The sequence below is a fragment of the Streptomyces sp. DSM 106670 genome, assembly GCF_055792845.1.
Genome location: NZ_CM147704.1, coordinates 6,506,362 through 6,532,281 on the forward strand (window position 1 = coordinate 6,506,362; position 25,920 = coordinate 6,532,281).

Here is a 25,920-nt window from a genome sequence, read left to right on the forward strand (position 1 = left end):
CCCCGACCCGACGACCCTGCAGATACCGGTGCCAGCCACGAGAAGCGCAACCTTTCACGACACATCGAAACCGCGTTCGGGGGTTTGGGGGCACGCAAAGAGTAGGTCAACCAGCCTCGCATTGTGAGGCGTTGATGTCTTTCAGTCACAACAGGAGGCTGAAAAGCGCCCGTTGACGCCCCTGTGCGGCACCGCGGCCCTTCACCGGCACGGACCGCGCCCCCGCACCGCGCTCAGCTCTCGGGCGCCGCCGCCGTGCTCTTCCGTACGACCAGGCTCGTCGCCAGCTCCAGCCGGGTGGACACCGGTTCCTCGGCCCGTAGCCGCATCAGCATCTGGGTGGCCTCCTCCGCCATCCGGCGCAGTGGCTGGTGGACCGTGGTCAGTGCCGGGCTTGCCCAGCGGGCGATCGATACGTCGTCGTAGCCGACCACCGAGAGGTCGTCGGGGACGCGCAGGCCGTGGCTCCGGGCGGCCTCCAGGACGCCGAGGGCCTGGAGGTCGCTGCCCGCGAAGATCGCGGTGGGCGGGTGGGGACGGGACAGCATCTCGGTGGCGCGGTCGTGGCCGCCCTCCACGTGGAAGTCGCCGAACAGGATGAGGCCGGGGTCCACTTCGAGTCCTGCCATGGCCATCGCCGACCGGTAGCCGTCGAGCCGGGCGCGGGAGCAGAGCATGTCCTCGGGACCGGTGACGATGCCGATGCGCCGGTGTCCGTGTTCGATGAGATGGCGGGTGGCGGCCAGTCCGCCGTTCCAGTTGGCGGAGCCGACCGAGGGGACGTCGGGGTCGGGGTCGCCCGCCGGGTCGATGATGACGAAGGGGATCGAGCGGGACCTGAGCCGCTGTTTCACTTCGGTGGGCAGCGTGGAGAAGACCAGGACGACGCCGAGCGGCCTGCGCTGGAGCATCGCCTCCATCCACTCCGGGCCGGGCGCGTGGCGGGTTCCGCTTTCGGTGAGGACGACCCCGGCGTTGTGGGCCTTGGCGACGTTCTCCACCCCCCGGATCAGCTCCATCGCCCAGATGCTCTCCAGCTCGTGGAACACGATCTCGATGAGCGGCGCCTCGCGGGCCGACCGGGTGGTGCGCCGGTAGGCGTGGGCCTCCAGCAGGCGCTCCACCTTGACCCTCGTGGGGGCCGCCACGTCCTGCCGTCCGTTGAGAACCTTCGAAACTGTCGAAATGGAGACGCCGGCCCGCTCGGCCACCTGAGCCAGGGTGATGCGGCCCATTTCCTCGTCATCGCGCATGCCGAGGAGCATAAAGCACGGCTCGACCCCCCACTGTGCGTAACGTTTTGGTAACGCAGTGACGGAGGGTTGACCCCTTGGAGGGGGAGTCCTAGCGTCCCGACTCACAAGTTTCGGCAATGACTCCGAAACAGTTTCGAGAGGCGAGTCGATGAAACAACGCGCACGGTTCTCGCGGACCGCTGTCGTCGGTGGTGCCGCCCTGGCCCTGGTGCTGTCCCTGTCCCTGACCGGGTGCGGGGGAGATTCCGACGCGGCCGGCGACGACGCCATCCATGTCCTGGTCTACGGGGACGCGGCGAACAAGGTGGAGAAGGAGCTCGTCGCCACCTTCAACGAGACGTCGGAGGTGAAGGCCGTCCTGGACACGATCCCGGGCGCCGACTACCAGGCCAAACTGCAGACGATCATCAGGAGCAAGCAGGCGCCGGACGTCTTCTTCAACTGGGGCGGCGGCAGCATCAAGCCGTTCGTCGACGCCGGCCTGCTGCTCCCGCTGGATCCCTTCATCGCCGACGACCCCGGCCTCAAGGCGAACTTCCTGCCGTCCGTGTTCAACAGCGCGGTGGTCGACGGCGCCTCCTACGGGATTCCCATGCGCGGCACGCAGCCCGTCCTGCTGTTCAACAACGGCAAGGTCCTCGAAAAGGCGGGTGTCGAACCTCCGGAGACCTGGGACGACCTGCTGGCGGCGGTCAAGGCGCTGAAGGCCGACGGGGTCACCCCGATCGCCCTGGGCGGCGGCGACCGGTGGCCGACGCTGATGTGGTTCGAGTACCTCTACGACCGCATCGCCGGGCCCGAGCTCTTCCAGAAGGCGCTGGACGGCGACAAGGACGCCTGGGCGAGCCCGGACAGCCGGAAGGCGCTGAGCATGATCAGGGAGCTGGTGGACGCCGGGGCCTTCGGCACCAACTACGACTCGGTGAAGTTCACCGACCAGGGTTCCCCCACGCTCCTGGCGACCGGCAGGGCAGGCTTCGAGCTGATGGGCTCGTGGGAGTACTCCACGCAGCAGGACGCCCACCCCGAGTTCGCGAAGAACGACCTCGGATACAGCGCCTTCCCCTCCGTCGAGGGCGGCAAGGGCGACCGGGCGAACCTCGTCGGCAACACCAACAACTTCTACTCCGTGGTGAAGAAGACGAAGCATCCGAAGGCCGTCGCCGAGTTCCTGAAGCTCATGTACTCGGACCGGTTCGTCAAGGCGCAGCTCTCCATCGGCAACCTGCCGACCACCACCAACACCGAAGGCCTCCTGGACACCGCGGCCAGCCCCGGGTTCGCGAAGTTCCAGTACGACATGGTCAAGGAGGCCCCGGCGTTCCAGCTCTCCTGGGACCAGGCGTACCCCCAGTCGGCGGCCACCGCCATGTACCAGGCCCTCCAGCAGTTCTTCAACGGCTCGATGGATGAGGACGCCTTCATCGAGGCCATGCAGGCGCTGCCGACCTCGTGAGCCCACTCGAATCCGGACGCGGAACCCATGACATGAATCCCACCGCCGTCGTATCCGAACGTCCCGGGAACAGGGGAACGACCGGGAGGGCCTTCAAGAAGGACGCACCTGTCGGTAAGGACAGGCCTGTCGGTATCGGAGCGAGCCGGCCGGGGTTCCTCTGGGCGGCCCCCGCCGCCGTCTTCTTCGGCCTCTTCGCCATCGTCCCGCTGATCATGGTCGCCGTACTCTCCTTCGCCAGCTGGGACGGTCTGAGCGACCCGGAGTTCGCCGGCCTCGCCAACTGGAGGAAGCTCCTCGACGACCCCGTCATGATCAAGAGCCTCTGGCTGAGCGTTTTGCTCACCGTGCTCGGGGTCGCCGTGCAGACTCCGCTGAGCATTCTGCTCGGGGTCTGGGCGGCGGGGCACCAGCGCAACCGGGCCGTCCTGTCCGCCATCTACTTCGTCCCGATGCTGCTGTCCATCGCGGCCGTGTCCGTGCTGTGGCGCGCTCTCCTCGACCCCAACCTCGGGGTCCCCGCACACGCCACCTGGCTGTTCGGCGACGGCAACCTCTTCGGGGTGCAGGCCGGCGCGATCGGCGTTCTGGTCTTCGTCAGCACCTGGCAGTTCACCCCGCTGCACACGCTGATCTACCAGGGCGCGGCGCGCGCGGTGCCGCGGGTCCTCTACCAGGCGGCGCAGATCGACGGCGCGGGCCGGGTGCGGCAGTTCTTCCACATCACGCTGCCGCAGCTGCGCAACGCGATCATCACCTCGATGATCCTGATGGTGGTCGGCGGGCTCACGACCTTCGACACCGTGCTGATCCTGACCCAGGGCGGACCGGGGAGCGACACCACCATCAGCGCGTACTACATGTACCAGAAGGCGTTCAAGAGCTTCGACTACGGATCGGCGTCCGCCATCGCCCTCCTCCTGGTCCTCGTCTCCACGCTCATCTCGCTGATCGTGGTGCGGATCTCGGGCTACGACAGGATGCGCAGCACCATGGAGGGACTGTGAGCAAGAGCCGTCCCAACCACCTAGCCGGCTTCGGCTCGGTGGTCTGGCTCCTCGTCGTGGGGCTGCCGCTGTACGTGATGCTCATCGCCACGTTCCAGTCGCGCCCCGACTACGCGGCGAACGGCCCGCTGGCCTTCCCCGAGCACTTCACGCTCGACAACTACATCAAGGACCTCAACAGCGGCTTCGCGCAGTACTTCCTCAACACGGTCGTCGTCACCGTCTGCGTGGTGGGCATCGTCGTCCTTCTCGTACCGCCGCTGGCGTACACCATCGTGAGAAGCCGGGGCCGGGCCACCACCACGGTCTTCCGGCTGTTCCTCCTGGGGCTGGCGATCCCCTCGCAGGCGGTCATCGTGCCGATGTTCTTCGTCATCAGCGAGGCCGGTCTCTACGACAACCTCATCGGCGTCATCCTGCCGACGGCGGCCTTCGCCATGCCGGTGTGCGCCCTGATCCTCACGGGCGTCATGCGGGACATCACCCCCGATCTGTACGAGGCGATGACGATGGACGGCGCCTCGTCCCGGCGCGTCTTCTTCCAGCTGGTGCTGCCGCTGTCCAGGAGCGGGCTCGCGACGATCGTCGTCTTCTCCGCCCTCCAGGCGTGGAACGGCTTCCTCTTCCCTCTCGTCCTGACGCAGTCCGCGGAGACCAAGGTCATCACCATGGGGCTCTACGAATTCCAGACGGAGCACGGCGTCGACACCCCCGGCCTGCTCGCCGCGGTCGTCCTGTCCATGCTCCCCATCCTGATCGTCTACCTGTTCGCTCGTCGTGCCCTGGTACAGGGGCTGATGGGGGTCGGAGGAAAGTGACCGCCAACATCGACAACGCCGGTGTGCGGAAAGCCGCCGGGACCACCGATTCCGTGGCGCCGGCAGCCGGCGCCACGGACCACCGCACCGGGCCCTGGCACGATCCCGCCCTCACCCCCGGGGCCAGGGCCGACGCCCTGATCGACGCCATGACCCTCCAGGAGAAGATCTCCCAGCTCGTCGGCGTCTGGGTGGGCGCATCCGACGAGGGCGGCGAAGTCGCGCCGTTCCAGCACGACATGGAGGAGGCCGTCGACCTCGACGGGCTTCTTCCGCACGGCCTCGGCCAGCTGACCCGCCCGTTCGGAACGGCTCCGGTCGATCCGGCCGTGGGCGCCCTCTCGCTGTCCCGCACCCAGGAGCGGATCGCCGGAGCCAATCGATTCGGCATCCCGGCGCTCGCCCATGAGGAGTGCCTCGCGGGCTTCGCCACCTGGGGCGCGACGGCCTACCCGGTGCCGCTGTCCTGGGGCGCCACCTTCCATCCGGAACTGATCGGTGAGATGGCCGCCGCGATCGGCCGCGACATGCGCTCCGTCGGCGTGCACCAAGGGCTCGCCCCGGTCCTCGACGTCGTACGCGACACACGCTGGGGGCGGGTCGAGGAGACGATCGGGGAGGACCCGTATCTGGTGGGAACCGTCGCCACCGCGTATGTACGGGGACTGGAGTCGGCCGGAGTCGTCGCCACGCTCAAGCACTTCGCCGGGTACTCCGCCTCACGGGCGGGCCGCAACCTCGCCCCCGTCGGCATGGGGGCGCGGGAGCGGGCCGACATCATCCTGACCCCGTTCGAGATGGCCGTGCGCGAGAGCGGCGTACGGTCGGTGATGCACGCGTACACCGACACCGACGGCATCCCCTCCGCGGCCGACGGACAGCTGCTGACCGGTCTGCTCCGGGACACCTGGGGCTTCGACGGGACCGTGGTCGCGGACTACTTCGGCATCGCCTTCCTGAAGACGCTGCACGGGGTCGCGGGAACCTTCGGGGAGGCGGCCGGTGCCGCACTCGGCGCGGGGGTGGACGTGGAACTGCCGACCGTGAAGACCTTCGGCGGCCCGCTGGCCGAGGCGCTCGCCCAGGGCCTGGTGTCCGAGGCCCTGGTGGACCGTGCCGTACGCCGGGTCCTGGTCCAGAAGGCCCAGTTGGGGCTGCTGGACGCGGACTGGCGGCCGGAGCCGCCGGTGCTCGCCGCAGCCACGGGCGGTAACGGCTCCGTGGGCGGGAACTCGCAGGCGCTGCGCGGGACCGTCCGGCTCGACACCGACGAGAACCGCGCGCTCGCCCGCCGCGTCGCCGAACAGGCCGTCGTGCTTCTGCGCAACGACGGCACCCTGCCCCTGGCGGCGGACGCCGGAGCCCCGGCCCGTATCGCCCTCGTCGGGCCCAACGCCGACACCCCGACGGCCGTCCTCGGCTGCTACGCCTTTCCCGTCCACGTCGGGGGCCGGCACCCCGGGACACCGCTCGGCATCGAACTGCCCACAGTGCGCGAGGCGTTGGCGGCCGAGTTCCCGCACAGTGACATCGTCACCGCGCGGGGCGCGGACATCGACGGCACGGCCACCGACGGCTTCGGCGAGGCCGTCGAACTGGCCAGGGGCGCCGACCTCGTGATCGTCGCGCTCGGCGACCGGGCCGGGCTCTTCGGGCGGGGTACGAGCGGGGAGGGCTGTGACGCGGAGGACCTGGCCCTCCCCGGTGTCCAGCAGCAGCTGCTCGACGCCCTCCTCGACACGGGCACGCCCGTCGTGGTCACCCTGCTCGCCGGACGCCCGTACGCCCTCGGGCGGGCGGTGGACGAGGCGGCCGCGATCGTGCAGTCGTTCTTCCCCGGCGAGGAGGGGACGACGGCCATCGCCTCGGTGCTCAGCGGCCGCACCGCGCCGTCCGGCCGGCTGCCCGTCGGCGTGCCGCGCCACCCGGGCTCCCAGCCGTCCACCTACCTGGCGGCGCGGCTCGGCCACGCCAGCGATGTGTCCAGCGTCGACCCGGCCCCGGCGTTCGCGTTCGGGCACGGTCTCACGTACACCGCCTTCGCGTGGGGCGACCTCGTCGTGGAGCGCGGACGGGCCACGACGGAAGGGGAGTTCACGTTCTCCTGCACGGTCCGCAACACGGGTGCGCGGCAGGGGACCGAAGTGGTGCAGGTCTATCTCCACGACCCGGTCGCCTCCGTCGTCCAGCCGGTGCAGCGGCTCATCGGGTACGTACGTATCGACCTGGGGCCGGGACAGGCGGCCGGGGTGCGGGCGACGGTGCCGGCGGACCTCGCGTCCTTCACCGGCCGCGACGGCCACCGGATCGTCGAACCGGGCGATCTGGAACTGCGGTTGAGCGCGTCGAGCGACGACCCGCGGCTCACCGCCCGGGTCACCCTGACCGGGCCGGTACGGACGGTCGATCACACCCGTCGGCTGCACATGAGCATCACGACGGAGCTCCTCACGGACACGCCGTAGGCAGGACCGCGCCGACGGGGAGAGCACGCGGTGGCACACGCTCCCCGTCGGCGCGGGTCAGCCGAGGACGAGGGGCAGGGCGGTCAGACCGCGGGTGAGGCGGGTCCGGCGCCAGGCCAGGGATTCCGCGGAGACGGCCAGGCGGGTGTCCGGGAAGCGGGTCACCAGGGCGCGGAGGGCGATCTCGGCCTCGGCCCGGGCCAGCGGAGCGCCCGGGCAGCGGTGGATGCCGTGGCCGAAGGAGAGATGGCCCCCGGCGTCGCGGTCCAGGTCGAGACGGTACGGGTCGGGGAACGCGGCCGGGTCGCGGTTGGCCGCCCCGGGGGCGATGAGCACCGGGCAGCCCGCCGGGATGTCGACCCCGCCGACGCTCAGCTCCTCCGTGCTGTGGCGGAAGGTGGCCACGCTCACCGGCGAGTCGTAGCGGAGCAGTTCGTCAAGGGCGCCGGGGATCAGGTCCGGGTCACGGCGCAGCCGGTCGAACGCCTCCGGGTGCCGGAGCAGGGCCAGGACGGCGTTGCCGATGAACTGGGTGGTGGTCTCGTGCCCGGCGACCAGGAGGAGGACGGCCAGGGAGACGGCCTCGTCCCGGTCGAGGCCGCCCTCGTCGCAGTCGCGCAGGAAGGAGTGGAGCCGGCCGTCGCCGGGGGTGTCACGGGCCGTGCCGACGAGATGGGTCAGATAGTCGCCGATCCGGTGCGACGCGGCGTCGACGCGGCCGGTGTCGGTCGCGTCGAAGAGTTCGTGGGACCAGCCGGCGAGCGGAGCGCGGTCGGATTCCGGCACCCCCAGCAGCTCGCAGATGACGGTGACCGGCAGGGGGACCGCCAGCTCCGCCACCAGGTCGACCTCCGCGCCCGGCCGCCACGCGGCCGTGAGGCCGTCGACGACGCGGGTGATGTGGGGGCGCAGTTCCCGGACGCGGCCGGTGGTGAACAGCGGTGCCGCCACCCGCCGGTGGCGGGTGTGCGCGGGCGGGTCGCTCGCCAGCATGTTGCGGGAGATCGCCGGGTGCAGGTCGCGGTCGGAGGGCCGGTCGGCGAAGAAGCGGGCCGTGTCCTTGGACAGCCGGGGGTCGGTGAACGCCGTACGGGCCTCGGCGTGGCCGGTGATCAGATACCCCTGGTGTCCGCCGGAGCCGGTGGGGACGCGCTGGACCGGGCAGCTCTCGCGCAGCCGGTCGTAGGTGGCGTACGGGTCGGCGAAGAAGCGCGGGTCGCGCAGGGGGTCCTGTCGCGGGGTGCTCACGAGGCCGCTCCCGCGTGCTCGGGTGCCGGGCGCCGCGCGTAGGCCTCCGCCACGAGCAGCAGCCACGCGGTCTCCGCCGGGAGGTCGCCCTTGCGGGAGCGGGTGCCGGCGGCGGGCGGGGCCTCGTCGCCGTCGAGGGGGAGCCCGGCGCGCTTGGCGTCGACGGCCGCGGCGATGACCGCCGCCTCCACCTCGGCCTCGCCCTCGGGGGTTTCGGCGATGCCCCGGCGGGCCGCCCCGGCCGCAGCGGCGTCCCGTACCGACGCCCGGCGGTACGGGCGCAGGGCCAGCACGCAGTCGTTGATCTCGATGACCCGGCGGTGGAGGTGGAAGTCGAGGTCGTGGGCGTCCACTTCGGTGTCGCCCGGGTCGAGCACGACCTCGGGGACCGCCGAGGTGACCTCCCGCCACAGCGGTTCCAGTGCGGTGAACGACGTCCGTTCCCAGCGGCGCCGGCGCAGTTGGCTGAGCGGCCACAGCAGGGCGGGAAGGGTGAGCCCGACGGTGATGAGGAGGACGGCGACGGCGGGCGCGGTCACGCTGAACGCGCAGCGGAAGGGGGTCAGCGGGGTGGAGCACCGGGCGTGGTCGGGAACGAGCCCCAGACCGAGACCGATGGAGACCAGGGCGAACAGCTTGTACGCGGCGTAGACGAGGGCGAAGCCGCAGCCGACCGAGGTGGTGCGCAGGCCCCAGCGCTGGCTGCGCCGGGTCGACCGCTGGGAGTGGGCCCAGGTCTGCAGCAGGAAGTCCTTGGCCGTGTACGCCAGGAAGGAGATGTAGATCAGCACGTAGCACGCGTACAACACCGGGTTCCGGCCCGTGAGTTGCTCGGCGACGAAGAAGACGGTCATGCCGGCGACGGAGACCGCGAGGGCGATGACGCGCAGCCGGATCTGCCGATGGGCCCGCTCGCGGTCCAGATTGAGCTGGAAGAGGAAGGCGAGGACCGAGGTGGCCGCCGTCAGGGTGAAGGTGTTGCTGAGCAGCCGGGCGACGTGCGGGACCACCGATTCGACCGCGCGCTCCACGGCGGGCGCGTAGGAGGCGAAGGCGAGGGCGAACGAGGTCAGCAGCGCCGCCATCGCCCAGGTGCCCGTGGGGCGGTGGCCACCCCGTCCTCGTACCCAGTACGCGGCGAAGCACAGCAGCACGACGGCCGTGCCCGTGAACAGGACATTGATCATTTCCGGTGGCGTTTCTTCCTGTGTGGCTCGGCGAACAGGGCGTCCCAGCTCTCGGCGCCGCTGGCGGGCCGGCTCGACGGGGCTTCGCGTCCCCGGTACATGAGCTGGCGGATCACGCTGGCCATCACCTCGGCCTCGCGCTCGTCCTCGCTCGTGTAGCTGGTCCGGCCGGACATGCGCCGCACGAGGGCGGGGTCGAAGCCGATCGCGCGCAGCGTGTCCCGGTCCAGTTCCAGGCTGCCGGCGTGGTCGCAGATGATGTGGCTGATCTCGTGGGCGAGGATGTGGTTCTGATGGAGGGGAGAGGTGGCCTCCTCGTAGAACAACAGGTCCGCGTCCGGGGTCTCCAGGCGGATGCCGCACGGGGCGTCCGCGGCGCCCAGGGTGCTCAGGGGCCGCAGGACGATGGGGCGTCCGCGTTGTTCGGCCACGGCGTCGCGGAGGTCGCGGGTGCTGAAGCGGTGCGGGAGCCCGAGCGCCTCGACGCGCGCCTCGCACGCGGCGCGAAGCTGCTCGAAGTCCATGTCCTCACTCTGGTGACGCCGGTCGGGTGGTCGGCCCGGGGCGGATCACCCCCTGAAGCCCGTGCGAGCGCACCAATGTTGACATGTTCGAGACGCCACCCGGCGGGCGGGGTGGGCGGTTCAGTCGTCCAGGTTCAGGTCGTGCGCGCTGTCGTCGGTGGTGAGTCCTTCGAGCTTCCGGGCCTGTTCGATCACGGTCGACAGCATCTTCAGGCTGTCGACGCTCAGGCCGTTGGCGCGCAGGGCCACCTTGCGGACGTCCTGGTCGCGCATGGCGGCGAGGAGACCGATCTCCGCCTTCGTGCGTTCGGCCGCCGCGCTGTCGACGAAGTAGCCCGCCGGTACGCCGAAGAAGTCGGCCAGGGCCTTGATGGTGTGCCGCGTCGGGTTCCGCTTGGCGCCGGTGCGCAGTTGCTGGATGGCGCTCGCCGTCACCCCGCGCCCCTCCGAGGGGGTCGCCCTGCGGATTCCCTCGGCGACCTCCGCGTAGGTGTACGGCCCCCGGGACGGAGGGTGCACCTCGCGGAAGAGGTGGTCCAGGAGTTGGGCGAAGGTGGGTGACCGGTCATCCTCCACGTACACGACCTCCTTGGCGTGATGCCGAGCTTTCGCCCACCACAGTGTTTCTCGAAGCCCCTCGGGCCGGTCCCGGCGACACTTTGGTTGACGCCGGGCAGTCACTCTGGTGTACGTTACCAATGCTTCGTCACCACTGAAGTGTCGAGGGGGTGGGTGGCGGCACCGGTCGGGCAAGGGGCCGAGCTTCACGGGGGTGAGCTCAGCCGACAGCCCGGACCGCCGCGCCCCGCCGCCGTGACGGCGGGGCCCACGGCCTCACAGCCGCTTCGCGCTGCGCAGGGTCTTCGCGTAGTAGCCGTTGCCGTCCAGCCGGGAGACCCCGCCGACGTCGCCGATGGTCGGGCCGTTGATCTCCTCGCGGCTGGAGATGAAGATCAGATGGCCCTCGGTGTCGTAGCCGAGGACGATGCCGACGTGGTCCAGCCGGTCCTTGGTGCGGGCGTCCAGCTTGAAGAAGACGAGGTCGCCGGGCTGGAGCTGGTCGATGGCGGACGGGCGGTCGTCGGCCGTCACCCCGGTCAGCGGAAGCACGTCGGCGCCCTCGTCGGAGCGGGCCATGCCGTTGGCGGTGCGCGGGAGGCCGTCGCCGGAGGCGTCCGAGGACATCAGCGGGTAGCGGGTGCGGTAGCCGAGCACCATCCGTACGAAGCCCGAGCAGTCCAGGGACTTGGCGCGCATGGACTCCGGGGTGCCGGTCTGTCCGTCGCGGAAGGGGTAGGGCAGGCCGAGGTAGTCGTAGAAGTCGGACTGCTCCAGGCGCAGGTCGCCGCCCTCCGCGCCGGTGGTGTTCAGCGGCCCGAAGTTGGCGTCACCGGCATAGGCGACGCCCTGCTCGTCCTTCTTCTGCGGGGCGCCGGCCACGTACTGGAAGGAGACGGCGAAGAGGTCGTCCTCCTTGCTGTCCTCGTACTCCGCGTACCAGTCCTTGAACCACTTCTGCTTCTCGGCGCCCTTCTTCCAGGGCTCCGGCATCAGGCGCACCCAGTCCGTGGTGGAGACCTTGGAGGAGGTGGAGGCCGGTTCGGTGAAGGTGCGGGCCGGGCCGGTGAGGGTGGCCAGGCGCGCCCCGTCGGTGAACACCGCCTTGATCTGGCCGTCGGAGCCGCGCAGCACCGAGCGCGCCGGGTTCTCCAGCCGGGACCAGGCGGCCTCGCCCTTGTCGTCGGAGGCGCCGGAGGCCTTGCCGCCGTCCAGGACGCCGACGTTGCGGACCTCGGTCACCCCGGGCATCTCCTGCTTGCGCAGTTCCAGGGTGAGGTAGCCGGAGGTCGCGACGAGCGCCAGCACCACCAGACCCGAGACGACGGGCCGCGACTTCTTCTTCCCTGCCATCGGTTACTCCTCGGTTGTTCGTGGGCGGGCTGTCAGACAGCGGGCATGATGCCGAGCAGCAGCCCGGCGGCGACGACGATGTAGGCCATGAGCGAGACCGTGCCGGTGGCCAGCAGGGTGGGGCCCTTGGGCTGCCGCACCAGCTGATAGGCGATCAGGCCGGGCACGATGAAGCCGAGCGTCTGGTTGCCGTAGAGCAGCGGGAACTCCAGCGAGAGCAGGATCATCACCGTGCTCTGGAGCAGCACGCCGAGCAGCACCACCGACGCGAACAGCCGCTTGCCGTAGAGGATCACCAGCCGCTGCATGACCTTGGTGCCGGCGTAGGTGAGGGCGGTGACGCCCAGCACCATGGCCGCGCGCTGGACGTCCTCGATCAGCGTCAGGGCGAGCCAGCCCGGAGTGATCATGCCGCCGGGCGAGAGGTTGGTCGTGAGGTAGCACAGCAGCGAGAAGAACAGCCCTATGGCGATACCCAGGGCGGCCATCTCGGGGGTCAGTGCGGCGGTGGTCAACGGGATCTCCGGGCGTCGTCGTGCGGCTCGTCGTGGGGCGGCCAGGTCTGCTGTGCGGGTTCGTACGGCTGCTGCTGCCGCGCGCCGCCGAAGAACTCGAAGGGTCGGTCCTGGCTCCGGTCCTGCCCCTGGCCCTGGCTCTGCTGGGCGTACGGCTCCTGCTGGGCGTGCCGCTCGGGCTGGGCGTACGGCTCCCGCTGTGCGTACTGCTCGTGGTGCTCGGGCTGCCGCCGGTAGGAGTCCGAGGGCTGGACCGGGATGCGGACCACCGGGATCTCCTGGGTCTGCGAGGCCTGGTAGCGCTCCTCGTACGCCGGGTGGTACGAGGCGAACGGGTCAAGCCGGGGCGTCTGCGCCGGGGCAGCGGCGACGGGGCCCGGGGTCTCCTCGTCCGGCTCGCTCTCGTCGGCGGGAAGTTCGGCGAGGTACTCCAGCAACTCCTCGCCCTGGCCGTGGATGTTGCCGATGGCCACCAGCGACGCGCCGTCGGACATCCGGCCGAGCATCGCCGGCATGAACTCCTCGGCGGCCCGCTTCTCGCCGCCCAGGTCGACCGCCCGGTCCTGCCAGTCGGCGGGGATGGCGTCGATGGCGCTCTTGGCGGGGTGCCCGATGACAAAGACGTTGTCGGGCTGGAGGTCGGGGATGATCTCGCCCATCTGCCCGTTGCGCTCCACGCGGTCGGGGCGGCAGTTGATCACCACGTTCAGCGGGCGGCGGATGGCGCCGAGGTCGAGGAGCTGGTTGATGTTCATCAGCGTCGACTCGGGGTCGTTGGCCGCGAAGACGTTGGCGAAGGCGAGCCGGTTGCCGTCGGGGGCCACATACCGCTCCACCGAGAGCACGCCCGGGTCCGGCGGAGCGTCGTACATGCCCTGAAGGGCGACCTCGCGCTCCACGCCCAGGAGATCGGCGACGACCAGGGCGATCGCCACGTTCTCCTTGAAGGTGAACCAGCTGAAGCCGCGCAGCTCCTCGTCGCTGACGGTCTCCGGATCGGCGTACACCAGCTGGCAGTTCCGGGCGTCCGCCTCCTCCTGGAGGATGTGGAAACGTTCCTTCTCGGCGGTGACGCAGATCCCGTCCTCGGGCATCGAGCGGCACAGCGAGCGGGCCACGTCGTCGAGGGTGGGGCCCATCTCGGCGAGGTGGTCCTCGCGTACGTTGCAGAGCACGCCGATCGTCGAGCGGATCAGCTTGCTCTGGTTGACCTCCTGGAGCGCCGGCATCACGGCCATGCACTCGATGACGAGCGCGTCGGGCCGGTAGGTGGCGGCCCGGCGGACGATGCCGATCTGCTCCACCACGTTGGCGATGCCGAACTTGCGGTAGACCGGCTCCTCGGTGGCGTCCGGGTGGATGAAGCGGGCGGCGGTGCCGGTCGTCTTGGCGACGGTGATCAGGTCACCGCCCCGCAGCGCGCCCGCGCAGAGCCGGGTGATGGAGGACTTGCCGCGGATGCCGTTGACCAGCACCCGCGAGGGGATCGTGTGCAGCGCGGCGTAGTGCCGGCGCTGCTCCACGATGCCCGCGACGAGCAGGAACAGACTGCCGGTCAACAGGACGAAGTACAGATAGAGCACGCTTGGTCACCTTCCTCCGGCGCCGGGCCGGGACTCGGCGGGACGGCGCGCCTGGGTCTGCCGGCGGGCCTGCAACTGCTGGCGGATCAGTTCGAGGCTCCGGACGACAGCACCGACCTCGTCCTGGTAGCGGGGGTAGTGCACGGTCTTGAGGTCTCCGTCGGCGAGCTTCTCGGCACCGGCCGCGAGAGCCCGCAGGGGCCGTACGACGACGAGGTGGATCCAGCCCAGGCAGACCACGATCAGGGCGAGGCCCAGCAGACTGGCGAGCACGCTGCGGTCCTCGCGCTCGTAGGCGGTGATCTCGAACCGGGCGGCGTTCTGCCAGCTGACGACGGTCCAGCCGACGTCGGAGGCGACACCGCCGCCGGTGAACGGCGCGGCGGCGGCCACGGTGACCGCGCCCCCGTCCCGGATGAGCAGACCGTTCTCCAACGGCCCGGCGCCCACCCGCACGTTGGCGGCGCGCACCAGGTCGGGCAGCACATCGTTCGGCAGCCCCTCGAAGGCGCGGAAGCCGTCGCTGCCGGCGAGCGTCCGGGCCTCGGTGTTCACGATCCGGACCTCGCCGAGACCGGGCCGCTTCAGCAGCGAGTTGAGGAACTCCACCCGCACCTCGCCGACCAGGGTCATGCCCTCGTGCTCCGGCACGGGCGCCCCGGCCTGCACGACGGGCCTCTTCTCGCCCTGGCCGGAGACACGGACCAGCGAGGCGTCCTTCTCCGCGGTCCACGGGTGGGGGTCGCCGCCGGCCCGGGCGACGACGGAGCCGTCCTTGCCGACGACGTACAGCGCCTGATAGCGGGAGTGCTCCCGCAGGGCGCCCTTCAGCAGGTTCTCGGTGGCGGCGACGTCGTCGGTGTCGAGCAGACGCGAGGTGGACACGAGGTCGGCCTGGGCCTCGTTGAGCGCCCGGCGGGCCCGGTCGGCGACCAGATCGGTGCGGTCGCGCTGGTCGTTGACCATGACCGCGGGGATGCTCACGGTCCCGTCCGTGCGGTTGAGCAGCAGCCCGACGGGGACGCACCACAGCAGCAGGAGCACCGCCGTCAGCACCAGCGGTCCGCGCGCACCGCCCCGGAACCTGCCGGGCGGCCGGACACCGGCGGTCCCGTCCTGGGGACTCGCGCCGCCGAGCTGACCGCGGATGCGCTCCAGCGCGGCGCCGATCCGGGCGGCCTCGCCCCAACGCGGCACCGTGACCGGGCGGATCAGATCGCCCCGGGCGAGCCGGCGGGACTCCAGGAACAGGCCGAGCAGCGGACGCTGCACGGTCATCCACAGCACCGCGACCGAGAGCAGTCCGAGCAGGACCAGCGCGCCCGCCGCGAGCAGACCGAAGAGCTGCCGGTTGTCCTCGGCGAGGGTCTGCTGCTGGACCACGGGAAGCATGGCGACGACCGTGAGGCCGAGGCCGGCGGCGACGCTCTCCCCGTCCTCCGGGTCGGAGGCGGCGAGCGACGCGTACCCCATGGTGGCGACCCGGCCGCTGTACGCCCCGCCCACCAGGGTGCCGCTGACCCCGGGGTAGCCGCGGGAACCGGGCTCCCGGGCGCTGACCGGGTTCTGCTCGGTCTCCTCGGCCGCCTGGTCGGACAGCCGGGTCATCTGCTTCTGAAGGAAGGTGAGTTCCTTGCGCTCCGCGTCCGAGTTGAGCGCCTCGGACTGCTCGAAGCCGGCGGTGGCGAGGATCTCGCCGCCCCGCGCGACGACGGCCATGCTGCGGAACGGGCCCAGGCTGATGGGCGGCACGGAGAGGCTGTTGGAGGCGACCAGCAGCTGCTGCGCCCCCTCCTTCCCCTCCAGCACGGCCATCGTCATCAGCCGTACGTCACCGGTCTCCAGCCGCACCATGCGCGGGGTGAGGGCCTTGTCGCCGGTGAGGACGTCCTTGTCCACCCAGGCCAGCGGGATGCGCTCGCCGCGGGCGGCGAGCACCTTGCCGGTGCCCAGGTCCAGCACCGTGGTGCCGGTCCATTTCTGGTACGCCTTGCTCAGGTCCGACAGAACGCGCTCGGGGTCCGTCGTGCTGCCCGCGTTCAAGGCGGTGGCGGTGCGTTCGAGGTCCGTGACCCGCTCGTCGATCGAGGCGCGCAGGGCGATGGCGCCGTCCTGGGCGAAGTACTGCTGCGAGGAGAGCACCGCCTTGGGCACGACCGGTTCCGCGCCCGGTCCCAGCACCTTGGCCGTGAGACCCGCGAGGGCGAGGATCAGGACGCAGAGCAACGCGATCGGCGGCCGGATGCCGCCCAGCAGCGGCATGTCCGCACGTCTGCGGCTGCGCCGCCGGCCTTTCGGCACGAGGGGCGCGGCAGGAGTCGATGTCACCGGTTTTCTTCCTTGGTCGCTGCGGGTGCTCAGTGCCGAGGAAGCACCGCTGTCGCATGGCTGCGAGACGCTGTCACATAAAAGACGGATAAGCGCCTAATAGGTTGTGTCTGTCAGCGTGCTGAAAAATGTGGGCCTGATCACTTGTCCAGCGACAGCCGCTTCAGGCCGTCACCGCCCGGCGCGCCCCGGTTGTAGAGGAAGCCACGCGTACGGTCCTCGGCCAGCCGGTAGCGGGCGATCCGGTCGTCGGACAGCCCTTCGGGGTGGTCCAGGGCCTGCTGGACATCGACGAGGCGGAGGTCCTCGACCGCGCCCTCGGGAGCCTTCTCCCCGGGCTCGACCTCGGGCGGGATGTCCATCTGCGTCGTGCGGTAACGGGCGGAGACGTCCCAGCCGTCGGCGGTCTCGCGGAACTCGAACCAGCCGATGGCCCCCTCCTCGGTGAGACCGGTCGGCGAGGAGTGCCGGGCCACCTGGTTGCCGAGGCCGTACGCGACCCAGGTGCCGTTGACCTTCTGGATCGGCTGCACCACATGGGCGTGATGACCGATCACCAGGTCGATGCCGGTCTCCTCGGTGAGCCGCTGGGCCATGTCCAACTGCGGGACGCTCGGCTCGTTGTAGTGCTCCAGGCCCCAGTGCACGGAGAGCAGTACCACCTCGGCGCCCTGGGAGCGGGCCCGCTTCTCGGCCTTCTTGATCTCGTCCGTGCTGGAACGCTTGAAGGCCCAGCTCTGCTTCTTGGGCGTGGGGTTGAGGAAGGACTCCCAGGAGTACGAGAGGTGGGCGACCTTGACGCCGTTGACGTCCAGGATGTTGATCTGCTCCGCTTCCTTCGGCGTCCGCGCCGACCCGCTGTGCCCGAGGCCCACCTTGTCCATGGTGTCCAGCGTGCGCCGCACGGCCTTCAGGCCATGGTCGAAGGTGTGGTTGGAGGCCGTCGAGCAGGTGTCGTACCCCACGTCCTTCAGACCGGTCAGGATCTGCGGCGGCACCAGGAACTCCGGGTATCCCTGGAACGGCCCCTCGGGCTTCCCGACGGGCGTCTCCATGTGACAGATCGCGAGGTCGGCCTTGCTGATCACGGGCTTCACCCCGGCGAGCAGCGGTCCGAAGTCCAGTCCGGCCTCTCCGCGCCCGCTCTCCTTCGCGTCCTTCGCGGCCTGTTCGACCAGCTCGGGATGGATGAGGACATCGCCGGCCGCGGCTACGGTGAAGCTGCGCCCACCGGCCTTGGCCTGGGGCTGCGCCGGCTCGGTGCCGCACGACACGGTCAGGCCGACGGCCATCGCCAGGAGGGCCAGCGAACGACTCATACCGAGAGAATTACGGATTGTCACTAAGTCATACTTACATGGCCCACATGACCGACCTTCGGATTGTCATCACGGGATGGTCACATTTGCTGCGCACTTTCATCGCACTAGGTTTGCTCCTGGTTCTGGTCGGCTGTCAGGCCGATACGTCCCCGACCCCGGAGGATTCCGTTCCGCGCGCCCGGGAACTGGTCGATCTGCGCAGCCGTGTGCTCGGGTACACGGCGAAGCTCCGCGCCGACGCGCCGTACAGTCCGCCGGACAAGGCGCAGCGCGTACGGCTGGCGAAGGCCGTCGGGAGCCTGCTGTCGGGTGACGCCCAGGAGGCGGAGCGACAGCTCGCCCCGCTCGGCCTTGGCCTCACCCGCCTCACCGACACCGACTCGGGCCGCCGTTACGACGAGATCGCCGCCACCGGGCCGGGCCGGAGCGCCCGTTGGGGCCGGCTGTATCTGAACGCCGACTCCGCCGTCCGCTGGAACGCCCAGGTCCCGCACCCCGTCTCCGACCGCGACACCGAGGTCCTCGGCGTCCGGCTCCTGGAGGAGAACCCCGGCGGCGCTCTCGTTCTGGCGGGCGCCCACCGCCGGGCCGGCGAGAGTGACGCGGCCGATGTCGCCCACCGCGAGGACAGTGCTTTCCACGCGATCGTCGTGGAGCTGCAGAAGCGCGGGGTGCCCGGCGTCCAACTGCACGGATTCACCGACTCCGCCGACCGCCCCTACGACGCCGTCGTCTCCACCGGCGCCGTCGAGACGGCGTCCGCCGAGGTGGTGGCGATGGCCGACCGCATGGACGACAAGGGTCTGCGGGTCTGCCGGGCCTGGGCGGCACGCTGCCCGCTGGAGGGCCGGGCCAACGTCCAGGGCCGCTCGGCGGACCGCGAACACGCCCGCTTCGTCCACGTCGAGCTGGCCCGGCACGCCCGGGCGGACGACGGACGCGACACCGAAGAGGCCATCGACGCCCTGGGTGGACTGGTCGCGGGGTGGACGGCCGGCGGGTAGTCCGGCACGGCAGTGCGGAGCAGGCGCCTTCCGAGCGCCTGCTCCGAAGGCGGCGGACGGGCTCCGGCGGACACCTCCGCCGGAGCCCGTCCGTCGTCGGGCGGTGCCGCGCGCCTCGATCTCCTTTGTGCGGGCGTCGGGTGCCCGGGCGAAAAAGTCACCGGGGCGGCGGCGTTGTCCTCGGGTCGTCCGGATGTATAGCCTAGGCAATGGCATGTGACATTGCACTAGCGGGCGGCCGTGCAGGCGCGCTAAGGGGTGGCCATGAAAGTCGTAGTCGTCGGCGCGGGCATCGTGGGCGCCGCCTGCGCGTTCCACGCCGCCGCGGCCGGCCTCGATGTCACGGTGCTCGACCGGGGCCCCGTCGGCGCGGGCACGACCAGCCGGGGCGAGGGCAACATCCTCCTCTCCGACAAGGAGCCGGGGCCCGAACTGGAACTGGCCCGGCTCAGCCGCGATCTGTGGGACGAGGCCGCGGAGGAACTCGGCCCGGAGAGCGTCGAGTTCGAGACCAAGGGCGGCCTGGTCGTCGCGAGCACGCCCGAAGCCCTCACCGCGCTGCACGCGTTCGCCGCGCGCCAGGCGGAATCCGGCGTCCGTACCGAGCCCGTTGAGCGTCCGGGCGACCTCGAACCGCATATCGCGCCCGGTCTGCCCGGCGGTGTCCACTACCCGCAGGACGCCCAGGTGCAGCCCGTTCTCGCGGCGGCCGGTCTGCTGCGCGCCGCCGTGCGCCGCGGAGCCCGTACGTACACCGGCGAGGCCGCCGCCGCGGTCACCGCCACCGACGGCCGGATCACCGGAGTGCGTACCGCCGACGGCACGGTGCTGCCCGCCGACGCCGTGGTCAACGCCGCCGGCACCTGGGGCGGCGAGGTCGGCCGCCGGCTCGGCGCACCCGTCGAGATCCTGCCGCGCCGGGGCTTCGTCCTCGTCACCGAGCCGCTGCCGCCGATGATCCGGCGCAAGGTCTACTCCGCCGACTACGTCGCCAACGTCGCGTCCAGCGACGCGGGTCTGGAGACCTCGTGCGTCGTCGAGGGCACCCGCGCGGGCACCATCCTGATCGGCGCCAGCCGGGAACGCGTCGGCTTCGACACCGCGATGAACCCGGCCGTGGTGACCGCGCTCGCCGCCCAGGCGTGCCGCCTCTTCCCGTTCCTGCGCGGCGTCCACCTGATCCGCGCCTACCGGGGCTTCCGGCCGTACTGCCCGGACCATCTGCCGGTCGTCGGCCCGGACCCCCGTGTCCCCGGCGTCGTCCACGCGTGCGGCCACGAGGGCGCCGGCATCGGCCTGGCCCCCGCGACCGGCGCCCTGGTCACCGCCCATCTGCTCGGCAAGCCCTGGCGCGGCGCCGATCCGGCCGCCCACACCGGCCTGCTGCCCGACCGATTCCTCACCACCGGAGGTGTGCCGAAGTGACCGCGACCACCGCGTTCACCGTGGACGGCGAGCCGTTGCCGTTCGTCCCCGGACAGACCCTGGCCGCCGCGCTCGTCGCCTCGGGCCGGGTCGCCTGGCGGATCACCCGGGCCGGGCAGCGGCCCCGGGGGATCTTCTGCGGGATCGGCGTCTGCTTCGACTGCCTGGTGACCGTCGACGGTACGGGCGGACAGCGCGCCTGCCTGGTCCAGGCGCGTCCGGGCATGGCCGTCACGACCGGGGAGGACGGCGATGAGTGAGTCCGGCGACCTCGTGGTGGTGGGCGCGGGCCCTGCCGGCCTTGCCGCCGCCGCCACCGCCCTGGACGGCGGACTGCGGGTCGTCCTCGTCGACTCGGGGGCCGCGCTCGGCGGCCAGTTCTGGCGCCACCCACCGCCCCCGGCGCAGGAGGCCGTGCCAACCGCGGACCTCCACCACGGTCTGGGCGCCTACCGGGAGTTGTGCGCCACGCTGGCCGCCCACGAGCGCACCGGCCGGCTCACGCTGCTGCTCAACCACCATGTGTGGACCACGGCCCGCGTGGACGACGGATTCACCGTCCACGCGGTGGACCGGAGCCGGGCGCCCGAGGAGCGGACCGTCGTGCTGCGCGCCCCGGCCCTGCTGGTGGCGACCGGCGCCTACGACCGCCAACTCCCCTTCCCCGGCTGGGACCTGCCCGGTGTGCTCACCGCCGGAGGGCTTCAGGCGCTGCTCAAGGGCGGGGGAGTGGTGGCCGGCCGCCGGGTGGTCCTCGGCGGTACGGGCCCCTTCCTGCTGCCCGTCGCCGCGGCCCTCGCCGCGCGCGGGGCCGAGGTCGTCGCGGTGTGCGAGGCGGCGGCGCCCTCGGCCTGGCTGCGCCACCCCGCGGCCCTGCTCCGCAACCCTGCCAAGTGGGCCGAGGCCGCCCGGTACGCGGGCACCCTCGCCCGGCACCGGATCCCGGTCCGCACCCGTACCGCGATCATCGGCGCCGAAGGAGAAGCAGAAGGACAGGCAGAAGCAGAAGGACAGGCAGATGGACAGGCCGGAGTCGGGGGAGGTGCGGAGGGTCGGGTCGCCTTCGTCCGCACCGCCTCCCTGGACGCCGACGGCAACCCCCTGCCGGGTACGGAGCGCCGGATCGCGGCCGACACCGTGGGCGTCGGCTGGGGCTTCGTACCCCAGCTGGACCTTCTGCTCCCGCTCGGCTGCGGCCTCGCCGACGCGGGCGACGGCACCATGGCCGCCGCCGTCGACGACGGACAGCGCACCTCGGTGCCCGGGCTCTACACGGCGGGGGAGACCTGCGGTGTGGGCGGGGCCGCGCTCGCGGTGAGCGAGGGCCGCGTCGCCGCCGTCTCGGTCCTCACCGACCTCTGCGCGCCGGGCCTGCCGAACGCCCGGCGGCTCGCCGCGGAGCGCCGGGCGGTGGCCCGGCACCGCGCCTTCGCCCGGGCGATGGCCCGGCACCGCGCCTTCGCCCGGGCGATGGCCCGGGCCCACCCCCTGCCACCGGCCTGGCCCGCCTGGCTCACCGACGACACCCCGGTCTGCCGGTGCGAAGAGGTCACCGCCGGTGCGGTCCGGTCCGCCCGCGCCGACGACGCGGCGGCCGACCACCGGCAGGTCAAACAGCTGACCCGGGCCGGCATGGGCTGGTGCCAGGGCCGGATGTGCGGGCCCGCCGTGCACTGCCTCGTCGCCCGCGACCAGCCCTACGCCCCCGCCGAGCGGCTGATCGCGAGCCCCGTCACCCTCGGTGCGCTCGCCGATGCCGGCGAGTCCGCCTCCGATCCCAGCGCCGATCCCGCCTCCGATCCCACCTGAGGAGTTCCCATGGACCGCACCTCCCCCCGTACCCGGATGCCCTGGCACGGCGTCATCGTCGCGACGAGCCTCCCCTTCGGCCAGGACCTCGCCGTCGACCACGGCGCCTACGGCGACAACGTCGCCTGGCTCGCCGAACAGGGCCTGCACGGCGTCGCCCCGAACGGCTCGCTGGGCGAGTACCAGACCCTGACGTACGAGGAACGCGACCGCGTCGTGGAGACCGCCGTCGCCCACGCCCCCGAGGGCTTCACCGTGATGCCGGGCGTCGGGGCGTACGGCGCGATCGAGGCGCGGCGGCACGCCCTGTTCGCCAAGGACGCCGGCTGCCGGGCCGTCATGTGCCTGCCGCCCAACGCCTACCGGGCCGACGACCGCGCCGTCCTGGAGCACTACGCGATGGTGGCCTCCGCCGGACTTCCCGTCACCGCCTACAACAACCCCATCGACACCAAGGTCGACCTGCGTCCGGAGCTGCTGGCCAAACTGCACGCCGAGGGCTTCATCGTGGGCGTGAAGGAGTTTTCCGGAGACGTCCGCCGGTGCTACGCCATCAACGAACTCGCCCCCGGCCTCGACCTGATCATCGGCACCGACGACACCCTCCTGGAGGTCGCCGTCGCCGGTGCCAAGGGCTGGGTCGCCGGCTACCCCCAGGTCTTCCCGCGCGCCTGCCTCGACCTCTACAACGCCTCGCTGGCGGGCGATCTCGACACCGCGCTGCCGCTCTACCGCAGGCTCCACTCCGTACTGCGCTGGGACAGCAGGACCGAGTTCGTCCAGGCGATCAAGCTCGGCCAGGACATGATCGGCCGGACCGGCGGAGTCTGCCGCCCGCCCCGGCAGGCCCTGGACCCGGAGACCGAGGCCGTCGTCCGCTCCGCCACCCAGGCCCTCATCGACGCGGGGGTGAACTGACGTGCGCTCGAAGGTCTGTTACCACGCGGTCGACTCGCACACCGAGGGCATGCCGACCCGGGTGATCACCGGCGGGGTGGGCGTGCTGCCGGGCGCGACCATGGCGGAGCGGCGGCATCGGTTCATGGCCGAACGGGACGGGCTGCGCACCCTGTTGATGTGCGAGCCGCGCGGGCACGCGTCCATGTCCGGCGCGATCCTCCAGCCCCCGACCCGGCCGGACGCCGACTTCGGCGTGCTGTTCATCGAGGTCTCCGGCTGTCTGCCCATGTGCGGCCACGGCACCATCGGCGTGGCGACGGTCCTGGTGGAGACGGGCATGGTCGAGGCGGTCGAACCGGAGACCCTCATCCGCCTCGACACCCCCGCCGGTCTCGTCACCGCGCGGGTCGCCGTGCGCGACGGCCGCGCCGAGTCCGTCACCCTGGAGAACGTCGCCTCCTACAGCCACGCGCTGGACCAGGTGGTCGAGGTGGCGGGCTTCGGCCCGGTCCGTTACGACATGGCGTACGGCGGCAACTTCTACGCCGTCGTGCGCACCGAGGACCTCGGCATCCCCTTCGACCGGTCGGAGAAGGGGCGGCTGCTCGACGCGGGCCTGGCCGTCATGAAGGCGATCAATGAACAGAACCCGGTGGTCCATCCGGAGAACCCGGCCATCGACGTCTGTCACCACGTCTATCTGGAGGCCCCCGGATCGACCGCCGAGCACTCGCGGCACGCCATGGCGATCCACCCCGGCTGGTTCGACCGCTCGCCCTGCGGTACGGGAACCAGCGCCCGGATGGCCCAACTGCACGCGCGGGGGCTGCTGAAGCCCGGGCAGGACTTCGTCAACGAGTCCTTCATCGGCTCCCGCTTCACCGGCCGCATCCTGGGCGGGAGCACGGTCGGCGGGCGGCCCGCCGTCCTGCCCTCGGTCACCGGCCGCGCCTGGATCACCGGAACCGCGCAGTATCTGCTCGACCCCACGGACCCCTACCCGACGGGTTTCACCGTATGACGGCCGACCCTGCCGCCGCCCGTTCCACCGGCCCTTCCACCGGCCTCTCCGCCGACCCTGTCTCCGGCCCGACCGGGACGGCACGTCCGTACACCACACCGATCCGGACCGCCGACTGGCACACCGGGGGCGAACCCTTCCGGATCGTGCCCGAGCCCCCGCCAGTCCTGACCGGGCCCGGGCTCACCGTCGCCGAGCGGCGTACGGTCGCCATCGCCGACGCGGGCGCGCAGTGGACCCGGGCCCTGCTGTGCGGCGAACCGCGCGGCCACGCCGACATGTACGGGGCCTTCCTCGTCCCGCCGGACGACGCCGGGGCCCACCTCGGCGCGCTCTTCTGGCACAAGGACGGCTTCTCCACGGCCTGCGGCCACGGCACGATCGCCCTCGGCGCCTGGGCCGTCGCCACCGGACTGGTCGCCGCGCCGCCCGACGGCACGACGGACGTCGTCATCGACGTCCCGTCCGGCCGGGTGACGGCGGCCGTGCGCACGGCCGGAGGCCGGGTCGCGGACGTGACCTTCGTCAACGTCCCCGGCCATGTCCACGCGCGCGGCGTCGAGGTGGCGACCTCGTACGGGAGCCTCACCGTGGACATCGCCTTCGGCGGCGCGATGTACGCCGTGCTTCCGGTGGACCGGCTCGGCCCCGGCCCGCGGGTCCGGCCGGGGGACGTCACCGTGCTCATCGCGGCCGGCCGCGAGATCCGCGACGCGCTGAACGCCGTCCGGGCCGCCGAACACCCGGACGACGAGCGGCTGTCCGGCGTCTACGGAACGGTCTTCACCGAGGAGGCCGCCGCCCCGGTCGAACTCGCCGACGGCACCAGGCGGTTGCACCACCGCAATGTCACGGTGTTCGCGGACGGCCAGGTCGACCGCTCGCCGTGCGGCTCGGGCACCGCGGCCCGGGTGGCGCTCCTCGCCGACGCCGGGGAACTGCGCCCCGGCGACGAACTGCGGCACGAGTCGGTGGTGGGCTCCGTCTTCCGCGCCCGGATCGAGCGCACGGCCACGGTCCACGGCCGGCCCGCGGTCGTCCCGGCCGTGACGGGCACCGCGTACGCCACCGGAACCGGCCGCTTCACCGTCGATCCCGACGACACCCTCGTACCCGGGTTCGTGCTGCGATGACGGTGACGCTCGACTCGGCGGACGTGTCCGCGCTCGGTCCGGTGGCCGCCGTCGCCGCGGTCCGGGAGGCGCTGGCCGCAGGGCTCGACCCGGACGGTGACGTACCGCGGGCGGTGGTGCCGCTGGCGCACGGTCAGGGGCTGCTCATGCCCTCCGAGCACGGCGGCTGGTACGGCGTGAAGGTCGCCACCGTCGCACCGGGCAACACCGCGCCCGGGCTGCGGCGGATCAACGCCACGTATCTGCTGCACGACAGCGCGACCCTGACGCCGGTGGCCCTGCTGGACGGGGTGGCGCTGACGACCCTGCGCACCCCCGCCGTCTCGGTCGCGGCCGGCCTGGAGCGGCTGCGCGCGCTCGCGGCCGGGTGCGGGGACGGGGACGAGGGCCGGGGGCTGCGGCTGGTGGTGTTCGGCGCGGGCCCCCAGGGGGAGGGGCATGTCGCCACTGTACGGGCCCATGTGCCGGTGGCCGATGTCGCGGTCGTCACCCGGCGCGGAGGACCCGTTCCCGGCTGGGCGGACCGGCACCTGGCGGCGGACGACGGGGGAGTGGCGGCCCTGGTGCGGCGGGCGGAGGCCGTCGTCACCGCGACGTCCGCGCGCCGGCCGGTGGTCGACGGGCGGCTGGTGCGCGACGACGCGGTGGTCCTGGCGGTCGGCTCGCACGAACCGGACGTACGGGAGCTCGACAGCGTGCTGATGGGGCGCGCCACCGTCGTGGTGGAGAGCCGTGAGATCGCCCTCCGGGAGGCGGGCGACGTCGTCCTGGCGATCCGCGAGGGCACGCTCGCCCCGGACGGCCTGCTCACCCTAACGGACCTGTCCGGCGCACGGGCCGCCGCCGTCCCGGCCGGCCGGCCGCTGGTCGTGAAGACCTGCGGGGCGGGCTGGCAGGACCTGGTGGTCGCGGTCGCGGCCTGCCGGCGGAAGGTGGGGACGGTGGGGGAGCCCGGCTGAGGCGCCTGCCCGGGCACCGGCCTCAACGCGCCCCGCGCCGGACGGACTT

22 protein-coding genes are annotated in these 25,920 nt (G+C 71.9%); 12 read left to right on the forward strand and 10 right to left on the reverse strand.

Going from position 1 to position 25,920, the window contains the following annotated elements; genetic code table 11:
- Positions 1–233 precede the first annotated feature (233 nt).
- Positions 234–1,265 carry a LacI family DNA-binding transcriptional regulator gene (locus tag ACSMXR_RS28900; protein ID WP_473170213.1) on the reverse strand — a complete coding sequence of 344 codons (1,032 nt, stop codon included), beginning with the start codon at positions 1,263–1,265 and terminating at the stop codon, positions 234–236.
- Positions 1,266–1,404: 139 nt separating this feature from the next.
- Between ACSMXR_RS28900 and ACSMXR_RS28905 the strand changes: the two genes are divergently transcribed.
- Genes ACSMXR_RS28905 through ACSMXR_RS28920 form a run of 4 tightly spaced genes read left to right on the forward strand, consistent with a single transcriptional unit; the run spans position 1,405 to position 7,002 of the window.
- Positions 1,405–2,712 carry an ABC transporter substrate-binding protein gene (locus ACSMXR_RS28905; protein WP_218524472.1) on the forward strand — a complete coding sequence of 436 codons (1,308 nt, stop codon included), beginning with the start codon at positions 1,405–1,407 and terminating at the stop codon, positions 2,710–2,712.
- 32 nt (positions 2,713–2,744) lie between these two features.
- Positions 2,745–3,719, forward strand: coding sequence for a carbohydrate ABC transporter permease (locus ACSMXR_RS28910; protein ID WP_473170214.1), 975 nt, complete (start codon positions 2,745–2,747; stop codon positions 3,717–3,719).
- On the forward strand, positions 3,716–4,537 hold the full coding sequence (locus ACSMXR_RS28915; protein WP_030079970.1) for a carbohydrate ABC transporter permease: 822 nt from the start codon (positions 3,716–3,718) through the stop codon (positions 4,535–4,537). The genes ACSMXR_RS28910 and ACSMXR_RS28915 overlap by 4 nt, the downstream gene beginning before the upstream one ends.
- Positions 4,534–7,002 (forward strand): beta-xylosidase/alpha-l-arabinosidase, encoded by a 2,469-nt coding sequence (locus ACSMXR_RS28920; protein ID WP_473170215.1) that lies wholly within the window; start codon positions 4,534–4,536, stop codon positions 7,000–7,002. Before ACSMXR_RS28915 ends, ACSMXR_RS28920 begins: the two co-directional genes overlap by 4 nt.
- A 57-nt stretch (positions 7,003–7,059) precedes the next feature.
- Here ACSMXR_RS28920 and ACSMXR_RS28925 read toward each other — a convergent pair whose 3' ends face one another.
- From ACSMXR_RS28925 to ACSMXR_RS28965, 9 genes are all read right to left on the reverse strand, one after another.
- Positions 7,060–8,250: a cytochrome P450 family protein gene (locus tag ACSMXR_RS28925; protein WP_240805825.1), complete on the reverse strand. Its 1,191-nt coding sequence runs from the start codon at positions 8,248–8,250 to the stop codon at positions 7,060–7,062.
- Positions 8,247–9,437: an MAB_1171c family putative transporter gene (locus ACSMXR_RS28930; protein ID WP_364882074.1), complete on the reverse strand. Its 1,191-nt coding sequence runs from the start codon at positions 9,435–9,437 to the stop codon at positions 8,247–8,249. Before ACSMXR_RS28930 ends, ACSMXR_RS28925 begins: the two co-directional genes overlap by 4 nt.
- Complete coding sequence (locus ACSMXR_RS28935; protein WP_218524468.1) at positions 9,434–9,961, reverse strand: M48 family metalloprotease; 528 nt, start codon at positions 9,959–9,961, stop codon at positions 9,434–9,436. Before ACSMXR_RS28935 ends, ACSMXR_RS28930 begins: the two co-directional genes overlap by 4 nt.
- Positions 9,962–10,081: 120 nt before the next feature.
- Positions 10,082–10,537, reverse strand: a complete 456-nt coding sequence (locus ACSMXR_RS28940) for a helix-turn-helix domain-containing protein (protein ID WP_032768771.1) — start codon at positions 10,535–10,537, stop codon at positions 10,082–10,084.
- A 258-nt stretch (positions 10,538–10,795) separates the two neighbouring features.
- Positions 10,796–11,872, reverse strand: coding sequence for a C40 family peptidase (locus tag ACSMXR_RS28945; protein WP_381848003.1), 1,077 nt, complete (start codon positions 11,870–11,872; stop codon positions 10,796–10,798).
- Between the two features lie 32 nt (positions 11,873–11,904).
- Positions 11,905–12,387 (reverse strand): poly-gamma-glutamate biosynthesis protein PgsC/CapC, encoded by a 483-nt coding sequence (locus tag ACSMXR_RS28950; RefSeq protein WP_006128197.1) that lies wholly within the window; start codon positions 12,385–12,387, stop codon positions 11,905–11,907.
- Positions 12,384–13,970, reverse strand: coding sequence for a poly-gamma-glutamate synthase PgsB (gene pgsB, locus ACSMXR_RS28955; RefSeq protein WP_473170216.1), 1,587 nt, complete (start codon positions 13,968–13,970; stop codon positions 12,384–12,386). Before pgsB ends, ACSMXR_RS28950 begins: the two co-directional genes overlap by 4 nt.
- A 6-nt stretch (positions 13,971–13,976) precedes the next feature.
- The gene (locus ACSMXR_RS28960; RefSeq protein WP_473172457.1) at positions 13,977–16,232 is read right to left on the reverse strand and encodes a cache domain-containing protein; all 2,256 of its coding nucleotides are present in this window, start codon (positions 16,230–16,232) and stop codon (positions 13,977–13,979) included.
- 206 nt (positions 16,233–16,438) lie between these two features.
- Complete coding sequence (locus ACSMXR_RS28965) at positions 16,439–17,617, reverse strand: CapA family protein (RefSeq protein ID WP_137230236.1); 1,179 nt, start codon at positions 17,615–17,617, stop codon at positions 16,439–16,441.
- 113 nt (positions 17,618–17,730) lie between these two features.
- Between ACSMXR_RS28965 and ACSMXR_RS28970 the strand changes: the two genes are divergently transcribed.
- From ACSMXR_RS28970 to ACSMXR_RS29005, 8 genes are all read left to right on the forward strand, one after another.
- A complete protein-coding gene (locus ACSMXR_RS28970) occupies positions 17,731–18,624 on the forward strand; it encodes a hypothetical protein (RefSeq protein ID WP_473170217.1) in 894 nt (297 codons plus the stop codon).
- 264 nt (positions 18,625–18,888) lie between these two features.
- Complete coding sequence (locus ACSMXR_RS28975; RefSeq protein ID WP_473170218.1) at positions 18,889–20,049, forward strand: NAD(P)/FAD-dependent oxidoreductase; 1,161 nt, start codon at positions 18,889–18,891, stop codon at positions 20,047–20,049.
- Positions 20,046–20,309, forward strand: coding sequence for a (2Fe-2S)-binding protein (locus tag ACSMXR_RS28980; protein ID WP_473170219.1), 264 nt, complete (start codon positions 20,046–20,048; stop codon positions 20,307–20,309). Before ACSMXR_RS28975 ends, ACSMXR_RS28980 begins: the two co-directional genes overlap by 4 nt.
- A complete protein-coding gene (locus ACSMXR_RS28985) occupies positions 20,302–21,858 on the forward strand; it encodes an FAD/NAD(P)-dependent oxidoreductase (protein WP_473170220.1) in 1,557 nt (518 codons plus the stop codon). Before ACSMXR_RS28980 ends, ACSMXR_RS28985 begins: the two co-directional genes overlap by 8 nt.
- A 9-nt stretch (positions 21,859–21,867) precedes the next feature.
- Positions 21,868–22,776 carry a dihydrodipicolinate synthase family protein gene (locus tag ACSMXR_RS28990; protein WP_364882093.1) on the forward strand — a complete coding sequence of 303 codons (909 nt, stop codon included), beginning with the start codon at positions 21,868–21,870 and terminating at the stop codon, positions 22,774–22,776.
- A gap of 1 nt (position 22,777) precedes the next feature.
- Complete coding sequence (locus tag ACSMXR_RS28995; protein WP_473170221.1) at positions 22,778–23,779, forward strand: proline racemase family protein; 1,002 nt, start codon at positions 22,778–22,780, stop codon at positions 23,777–23,779.
- The gene (locus ACSMXR_RS29000; RefSeq protein ID WP_473170222.1) at positions 23,776–24,912 is read left to right on the forward strand and encodes a proline racemase family protein; all 1,137 of its coding nucleotides are present in this window, start codon (positions 23,776–23,778) and stop codon (positions 24,910–24,912) included. The genes ACSMXR_RS28995 and ACSMXR_RS29000 overlap by 4 nt, the downstream gene beginning before the upstream one ends.
- Positions 24,909–25,871 carry an ornithine cyclodeaminase family protein gene (locus ACSMXR_RS29005; RefSeq protein ID WP_473170223.1) on the forward strand — a complete coding sequence of 321 codons (963 nt, stop codon included), beginning with the start codon at positions 24,909–24,911 and terminating at the stop codon, positions 25,869–25,871. The genes ACSMXR_RS29000 and ACSMXR_RS29005 overlap by 4 nt, the downstream gene beginning before the upstream one ends.
- Positions 25,872–25,920: the final 49 nt, after the last annotated feature.